Here is a 7,847-nt window from a genome sequence, read left to right on the forward strand (position 1 = left end):
GGAGTCCGGAAAGCGCGAGCGCGGCGTTCGGATGCCGCTGCAGATAACCGATGAAGGTATTCCCCTTGATCACAGTCAACGAGGTTTGGCCACAGGTCGTGGCGTCCGCACTGCGCCTGCCCGCCCCCAGGATCGCCATTTCTCCGATGACGTCACCGCTGACCCGCACGGCTAGAAGCGCTTGTTCGCCGTTCTCAGCCCATGTCGTGATCTTGACTAGGCCTTGGAGTATCAGATAGACCAGCGCGCCGGGATCGCCCTGACGAATAAGTCGCGTGCCATCCGGTGCCATGAGGGTGGTGCCAAGCTCGATGAGCTCGGCAGGCATCGCCTCAGGCAACCGGGCAAGGAACGTTCCCATCGGCCACTTCGCCGCCACCGGAAGCCTCCAGCGACCCGAGTTCGAGTGCTTCACTCGCAATATGACACTGATCGCAATACTGGCCAACAGCCCTGTGAGCATTCGTTAACCTCCAGAGCCACGGCGCCGTCATGTGCTGCTGTGGCAGTCTCGCGGGCGAGTTCATATAAGTGGAGAGCTCTGACAGCCGCCCTGAGCGAAGGGCGAGACTTTCGAGTTCACAATCCTGCGCCCGGCAGGAAACTGGGGAGAGCGGCCGTGCTGTAGCGGGAGCACTACTCTTCGCATATTTCGCGCACCGCCGACAGCAGCTCCCACAGCACTAGCCACCGCCCTTGTTTCTGACTGGCGTGGAAAGTGCAACCATCCCCTGCCTTGGAGACCCCGTGCGGAGTATCCAAGGAGATACCAATGGTCGGACTATCCTCGCGTGCGCGCGGAGCACTCTCCGCGACCTGCGGCTTTATCGGAAGTTCACCGCGATGATCGGCCGGGCGGTGGAAGGTGGCGTGGCGGTGTCGGAACGCCGTGGCGGAGGCCTTCGTCACGTAGGGGCTGCGGCATGTGGGCGGGGGCGAAGTCGGCGCGGGCCTTCGTGGTGATGTCAGGTTTCAGGCTGTATCAGATCGCGTCGTCGTCGTCGTCCGGATCGTGCGCGTCGACGATGATGTCGCCGCAGGGTGCGCCGTAAGCTCCACCGGCTCAGACAGAGCCGTCGGCGCCGCCGTCCTCGTCTCCGTGCTGGGCGCATCGGGCTGCGGACCCGGTTCTCATGGAGTTCTCAGGCGGACTTTGTAGCACTTTTGACTGAGATTTACGACTATGGGGCAATGGAGCGCGTGCCGCAGGAGGCCGGTGCGGCCGAGGCTCAGGGAGCCGTGGCCGGGAGGGCTCGGCGGTTCGTCGTCGGGGGCGGCGCACTTGTCGTCGTGGCGGCGCTGGCGTACTGGCTGGGAAGCAGCGGTGGGAACGGCGAAGGAGCCGCGCCCAGACCGAGCGCGACGCCGACGCCCAGTGCGACGCTCACGACGGCCGAGGTCTTCAAGAGGGTCGGGCCGTCGGTGGTGGTCGTCCAGGCCGGGAAGTCGCTCGGAACCGGGGTGATCGCGGCCGAGGACGGGACGATTCTGACGGCGCACCACGTCGTCAAAGGTACGAAGGACATCAGCCTGACATTCGCCGACGGCACCAAGACGAAGGCCGTGGTCGCGTCGTCGAATCCCAAGCGCGACGTCGCGACGCTCAAGCCCGCGGAACTGCCGGAGATCGTCGTCCCGGCGACGCTCGGTGGCGCGGCGGCCGTGGGCGCGCCGGTCGTGGCGATCGGCAATCCGCTGGGCCTGACCTACAGCGTCTCCACCGGCGTCGTGTCGGGCCTGAACCGGTCCACCTCAGACGGCGACCTGAGCGGGCTCATCCAGTTCGACGCCTCCGTCAACCCGGGCAGCTCCGGCGGTCCCCTCCTGGACGCTCGCGGCCTGGTCATCGGGATCGTCGTCTCGATCGCCGACCCGGGAGGCGACGAGGCGTTCGCCGGCATCGCGTTCGCGGTGCCGATCGGCGCGGCCCTGGGCAGCGAGGGCGACGGCCCGCCGGGTGACGGGCCCGAGATCTGATCGAAGCCTCACGAGAAGGAAGACCATGACCTCGACCAAGTCCCCCGAGTCGGCCCATCCGCTCGAACATGTGCTGTTCGAGGTCAAACGTACGATCGTCGGGCAGGACGTCCTGCTGGAGCGGATGGCCGTCGCGCTGATCGCCGACGGCCACCTGCTGGTGGAGGGCGTGCCGGGCCTGGCCAAGACGCTCGCGGTGCGGTCGCTGGCCGCCGCGATCGCCGGCAGTTTCCAGCGCGTCCAGTTCACCCCCGACCTGGTGCCCGCCGACCTGGTGGGCACGCGGGTCTACCACCAGCACTCCGGGGAGTTCCGCACCGAACTCGGCCCGGTGTTCGCGAACCTGCTGCTGGCCGACGAGATCAACCGCGCCCCCGCCAAGGTGCAGAGTGCCCTGCTGGAAGTGATGCAGGAGCATCAGGTGACGATCGGCCGTGAGACGTTCCGGGTGCCCGAGCCGTTCCTGGTCATGGCGACGGAGAACCCGATCGAGTCGGAGGGCACCTACCCGCTGCCCGAAGCGCAGATCGACCGTTTCATGATGAAGGTGGTCGTCGACTATCCGACGCAGGCCGAAGAGCAGGCGATCGTCGACCGGGCGCTGCGTCCGCCCGAGCCGCCACAGCCGATGGTGACGGCCGAGGAGCTGATCGCGATGCGGGCCCGCGCTCAGCAGGTGTACGTCGATCCGGCGATCGTCGACTACGCGGTACGGCTGGTCGGCGTGACGCGTTCTCCCGCGACGGCCGGGCTCGGCGAGCTGGAACGGTACGTCACGTACGGGGCGAGCCCGCGGGCGTCCATCGCGCTCGTCACGGGCGCCCGGGCGCTGGCGTTCCTGCGCGGTCGCGACTACGTCCTGCCGCACGACCTGTCCGAGCTCGCGCTCGACGTGCTGCGCCACCGCCTCGTGCTGTCCTACGAGGCCCTCGCGGAGGACGTCGACGCCGACACGATCATCACCAGGGTGCTCGGGGCCGTCCGGGCGCCCGACGTCGTCCTGCAGAACCGCTGAGCCATGGCCACCGCCCCCGAGAGGCTCCTGCTCCGCCTGGAGTGGAAGGTCGTTCGCAGGCTCGACGGCCGGCTCCAGGGCGCCCACCGCACCGCGCACCGCGGCTCCGGGATCGACTTCACCGGATTACGCCCTTACAGCGACGGCGACGACGCCCGGCACATCGACTGGAACGTGACCGCACGGCTGGACGAGCCGCACCTGCGGGTGTTCACCGAGGACCGCGAACTGACGGTGTGGCTCGTGCTCGACCGGTCGGCGTCGATGGCCGCCGGCCGGCCGGGGCGCGGCAAGCACGACGTGCTGGCCGAGCTCGCGCTCGTCCTGGCTCGGCTGTTCGGCCGGGGCGGCAACCGCGTCGGCGCCCTGCTGTTCGACAGCGGGATGCTGCGCGTCGTGCCGCCCGGCACCTCGCGGCGGCACGCGCTGCGGATCGGCGCCGAGCTGGAACGCACCGCCGAGACGCGCGGCGGCACCACCACCGACCTGGCGGAGATGCTCGACGCGGCCGGACGGCTCGCGCGCCGCCGCGCACTCATCGTCGTGCTGTCGGACTTCATCGGCGACGGCGACTGGGAACGCTCGCTCCAGCGCCTGGCCCGGCGGCACGAGGTGGTCGCCCTGCGGATCGTGGACACCGCCGACGACGTGCTGCCCGAAGCCGGGCTGATCGTGGTCGAGGACGCCGAGACCGGCGAGCAGCTCGTCGTCGACTCCGCCGACCCGCTGTTGCGGGTACGCTTCCGCGCCGCCGTCGACGCCCGCGACGCCCGGCTCGCCGCGGGCATGCGCCGGGCCGGGGTGCCCGTCCACCGCATCGACACCGACCGCGATCTGGCCGAGGCGCTCGTCGAGGTCGTCGCCCGAACCCGGGACCGGTCGCCATGACCGAGCTTGTCGAGGTCATCAGTACGAGTCCGGCGAAGGAGGACGCATGACCCTGTCCTCCCCGCTGCTGCTGGCCGTCGGACTGCTCGTCACGGCGGCGCTCGCCTGGGCGGCCGTCGTCTCCGCGCGTCGCCGGACGGCCGCGCTCGCCGCAGCCGGCGTCGCCGTGCCGGGCGTACGCCGGGCGCACCTCGGAACCGGCCTGACGATCGCCGGCGTCGCCGTACTCGCGATCGCCACCGCCGGACCTGCGGCCATGGTGCCGGTCCCGCGGACCGCGGGGACCGTCATCCTCGCCATCGACGTCTCCAACAGCATGGGCGCCGACGACGTCGCGCCCACCCGGCTGGCGGCCGCGCAGCGGGCGGCCCGCGCGTTCGTGGCGGCGCAGCCCGACAGCGTCGACATCGGAGTCGTCGCGTTCGAGCGGGGCGCGCTCACCACCGCACGGCCCGACGCCGACCACTCCATCGCGCTCAAGGCCATCGACCGGCTGAAGATCACCGGCGGCACCTCGCTGGGGACGGCCATCACGGCCTCGCTGTCGGCGATCACCGGCAAGCAGGTGGCCATCGGCCGCGACGGCACCGCGCCCGACATCGGCTACTGGCCGTCGGCGACGATCGTGATGTTCTCCGACGGCCAGAACCAGGGCGGCGACGTCGAACAGGCCGCCACCGTGGCCCAGCGGGGAGGCGTCCACATCCACACCGTCGGGGTCGGCACCACGGCCGGAGCGACGGTGAAGGTCGACGGCTACCACCTGCAGACCTCGCTCGAACAGGACACCCTCACTCTGATCGCGCAGACCACCGGCGGCGCCTACCACCCCGCCTCCGACACCGCGCGGCTCGACGGGATCGCCGACACGATCGATCTGCGGCTCACCGTCTCCGACGAGCCGCTGCCCCTCGCCGGCGGGCTGATCGCGCTCGCCCTCGCACTGCTCACCGCGGGAGCGGCGCTCACCGTGCTCCGGTCTGGACGGGTGATCTGAATGTCGTTCTCATGGCCGTGGGCACTGCTGTCAGTCCTGATCATCCCGCTGATCTTCGCCATCCGCGCGTGGGCGCTACGCCGCCGCCGGCGGGCCGCCGTCCGCGTCACCTCGATCGCGCTCGTACGCAGCGCCCTGCCCGGCCGTACCCGCTGGACGCGGAAGATCCCCGCGGCACTGTTCATCGCCGGACTCGCGCTCCTCGCGGTCGGCGCGGCGCGGCCCCAGGCGTCGGTGCCGGTGCCGCAGACGTCGGCGACGATCCTGCTCGCGCTCGACACCTCCGGCTCCATGTGCTCCACGGACGTCGACCCCAACCGCATCACCGCCGCGAAGAAGGCCGCAGCGGAGTTCATCGAGTCGCAGCGGGGCGGGCCGCGCATCGGCCTGGTCACCTTCGCGGGCACCGCGGGTCTGCTCGTCCCTCCCACCGACGACACCAAGTCGCTGATCGAGGCGCTGGACGGCCTCACCGTGTCCCGCGGCACCGCGATCGGGCAGGCCATGCTCACCTCGATCGACGCGATCGCGGAGGTCGACCCGTCGGTCGCCCCCACCGGGGCGAACCCCGGCGGAAGCGGGGAAGGCTACGCCGGCGCCGCGATCGTCGTGCTCACCGACGGCGCCAACACCCAGGGCGTCGACCCCCAGACCGCAGCCCAGGAGGCGGCCCTGCGCCGCGTCCGCGTCTTCCCCATCGGCTTCGGCACCACGAACCCGGCGCCCATGGTCTGCGAAAACTCACAGTTCGACGGCGGCTTCGGCGGCTGGGGCGGCTTCCGCGGACGCGGCGGCTTCGACAGGGGCCGCAACCCCCGCACCATCGACGAGCCCGCACTCAAACGGATAGCCCAGACCACCGGCGGCTCCTACCACCGCGCTGAGAACGCCGACCAGCTCCAACGTGCCCTCGACGCCCTCCCCGGCAGCTTCACCGTCATCCGTCAGCGGGTCGACACAGCCGCCGCCTTCGCCGCCGGCGGCGCCATCCTCATCACCACGGCCCTGTCCCTCTCCCTCTGGTGGAACCGCCCCCGGCCCCCGACCCGCTGACCACAGTTGCCTCAGTGCACACGGTGGGGCCTGACTCGGAGCCACGGTCCAACAGGGCCACACGGCAGCGCGATCAAGCTGATCGACGTGGCCGAGCAGGCAGATCAGAGGGCGGAAATCGCTCTGCCGGGGCACTTTCGGCGATCATCATGTAGCTTCGGCCCATGATGCGGGGCCTACCGGGGGCGATGAGAAACTCCCCGGCGCTGGTCCTGGCATGCTTGGTGGGCTGCGCCTCCACACCTCCGGCCGTGCGGCCCACTGCGGCCCCTCAGGTCACCGCAAGCCAAGTCCAGAGCCGCTACGGCCCCTTGTCCGGGCAGCCGCTCGGCCCCGGCAGCGGGATTCGTCTGCTCGTCAGCGGCAACGATCCAGCCCCTCGGACCCCGGCGACGCTGGACGTCGACACCGGCACCTCGACGCCCGTCTCGGGCCTGCCGGATCCGGACCCGCGTACCACCCTGTCGACCTTCGTCCACGGCAGACACACCGTGATCGAGGTGAGCGGACCGGCAGTCAACCAAGGACGGTTGTACCTGCTCAAAGGGCATAAGGCACGGAAACTGGCCACCGGCTGGTATGCGTTCCCCGCCTTCGACGACTCTGGCTTCTGGATCACCGACCAGCCGGTCGACGGCGGTCCGTGCACGATACGCAAGCAGGCCGAGAACGGGAAGATCTTGCGCCGTCCCCGCTGGAGCTACTGCGGTGCGCTGCCGTTCGACGACACGCCGTACGGCCTGCACGCCAGACACAGGGACGAGTCGATCCTCCTCGATCATGACAGCCTGCGGAAGACCACCAGTCCCCGGATTGTCGCGGCGACATCCCAGGAGATGCTGGTGGAGCGACCGGGCAAGAACCTCGCCCTGGTGATCCCCGGCACCAAGAAGCAGCGGTCGGTCGGCAGGCCGACCGGCGTGGGCGAGGTCAAGGACGGCGAGGTCAGCCCTGACGGCAGGTACGTCGCCGTCCCGTTCCTCACCCCCACCGCGGGGCCGCACGAGCATCTCGACGTCTGGGTGCTGGACACGAAGAACCTGAAATGGGCGCACCTGCCGTCGATGCCCTTGCCCGTCGACGTCAAGACCCGCAGGATGCGCTGGACACCGGACGGACGGCTGGTGCTCGCGGGCGCCTTCGTCACGACCGCGACCGCCTACCCACAGGAGAGCGACTACGCCAGCATGATCGCCACCTGGAGGCCCGGCGAGCAGGTGCTCTCCCTCAGACGACTCCCCGTGCCCTGGCAGACCAACCTGGCGATCGTCACCCCGTAGGCAACGGGCCGCCGCCCCACCGGACGACGGCGCTTGCCCGCGGGGACGGAGGCACGGCGGTCGCCTGTGCAGGTCCACATCGGCAGCGCGTGAGGCACCTCGACGACCCGGAGCGGCAGTGCGGCTTCGCGCGGAGCGACTGCCATTCTCAAGCCGCGCCGACTTGCCGGGCACAGATCGCTGGAACGTGCGCCAGGCCCTGGGCTACGTTCTGGAGCAGACCATGAACGTTCGTCATCTCAGCGGAGTGCCGGATGATCTGCGCGTGAGGTACTGCACTGATCTGCAGAGATGACGGTGCACCGGCGATGGCCGTCTCCCTGCTTGCGTGACATCGATCGCCTGATCCTGACCCGAAGGTATTGGGCCCTGCAGCAGATCATCGGTCCCACGAGCTTCGGCCCAGCGGGTGGTCCAAAGATCACCGGTATTGCGCACCTCGTCCGTACAGAACTGGCCTACTCGCGTTTCTATGTCCGGCACACCGACCACTTCGACGAGACTGACTTCGGCGCTCTTGTGTAAGCGCGAGTACGAGGCGGCCACCTGCTTTCCCATGGAGTCGTTGACGAGCTCTGCACGCTGAAACAGCACGGCGAGCGCGATACCCGGTGGAGAGCAGGACATGGCACCTGCT

General features: G+C 69.8%; 8 protein-coding genes. 6 read left to right on the forward strand and 2 right to left on the reverse strand.

What is annotated here, in order from left to right; translation table 11 throughout:
• Positions 1-463 (reverse strand): Crp/Fnr family transcriptional regulator (locus V5E28_RS48475; RefSeq protein ID WP_336217095.1); only part of this gene is annotated, 463 nt, incomplete at its 3' end.
• A 728-nt stretch (positions 464-1,191) separates the two neighbouring features.
• Here V5E28_RS48475 and V5E28_RS48480 point away from each other — a divergent pair.
• From V5E28_RS48480 to V5E28_RS48505, 6 genes are all read left to right on the forward strand, one after another.
• Positions 1,192-1,977 carry a S1C family serine protease gene (locus tag V5E28_RS48480; RefSeq protein WP_336217096.1) on the forward strand — a complete coding sequence of 262 codons (786 nt, stop codon included), beginning with the start codon at positions 1,192-1,194 and terminating at the stop codon, positions 1,975-1,977.
• A gap of 25 nt (positions 1,978-2,002) precedes the next feature.
• Positions 2,003-2,992, forward strand: a complete 990-nt coding sequence (locus tag V5E28_RS48485; RefSeq protein ID WP_336217097.1) for an AAA family ATPase — start codon at positions 2,003-2,005, stop codon at positions 2,990-2,992.
• 3 nt (positions 2,993-2,995) lie between these two features.
• Complete coding sequence (locus V5E28_RS48490; RefSeq protein WP_336217098.1) at positions 2,996-3,880, forward strand: DUF58 domain-containing protein; 885 nt, start codon at positions 2,996-2,998, stop codon at positions 3,878-3,880.
• A 46-nt stretch (positions 3,881-3,926) separates the two neighbouring features.
• Positions 3,927-4,877 carry a VWA domain-containing protein gene (locus V5E28_RS48495; RefSeq protein WP_336217099.1) on the forward strand — a complete coding sequence of 317 codons (951 nt, stop codon included), beginning with the start codon at positions 3,927-3,929 and terminating at the stop codon, positions 4,875-4,877.
• Entirely contained in the window at positions 4,878-5,930 is a 1,053-nt protein-coding gene (locus V5E28_RS48500) for a VWA domain-containing protein (RefSeq protein ID WP_336217100.1), read from the forward strand.
• 251 nt (positions 5,931-6,181) lie between these two features.
• Positions 6,182-7,210: a hypothetical protein gene (locus V5E28_RS48505; protein WP_336217101.1), complete on the forward strand. Its 1,029-nt coding sequence runs from the start codon at positions 6,182-6,184 to the stop codon at positions 7,208-7,210.
• Positions 7,211-7,444: 234 nt separating this feature from the next.
• On the opposite strand, the gene V5E28_RS48510 is transcribed toward V5E28_RS48505, so the two are convergent.
• Positions 7,445-7,847 (reverse strand): hypothetical protein (locus tag V5E28_RS48510; RefSeq protein ID WP_336217102.1); only part of this gene is annotated, 403 nt, incomplete at its 5' end.

Origin of the sequence: Nonomuraea sp. LPB2021202275-12-8 (assembly GCF_037044575.1) — a bacterium.
Taxonomy (GTDB): Bacteria; Actinomycetota; Actinomycetes; order Streptosporangiales; family Streptosporangiaceae; genus Nonomuraea.

Coding starts and splice junctions, on each gene's coding strand:
- V5E28_RS48480 (WP_336217096.1), top strand. CDS start 1,192: ATGGAGCGCGTGCCGCAGGAGGCCGGTGCGGCCGAGGCTCAGGGAGCC.
- V5E28_RS48485 (WP_336217097.1), top strand. CDS start 2,003: ATGACCTCGACCAAGTCCCCCGAGTCGGCCCATCCGCTCGAACATGTG.
- V5E28_RS48490 (WP_336217098.1), top strand. CDS start 2,996: ATGGCCACCGCCCCCGAGAGGCTCCTGCTCCGCCTGGAGTGGAAGGTC.
- V5E28_RS48495 (WP_336217099.1), top strand. CDS start 3,927: ATGACCCTGTCCTCCCCGCTGCTGCTGGCCGTCGGACTGCTCGTCACG.
- V5E28_RS48500 (WP_336217100.1), top strand. CDS start 4,878: ATGTCGTTCTCATGGCCGTGGGCACTGCTGTCAGTCCTGATCATCCCG.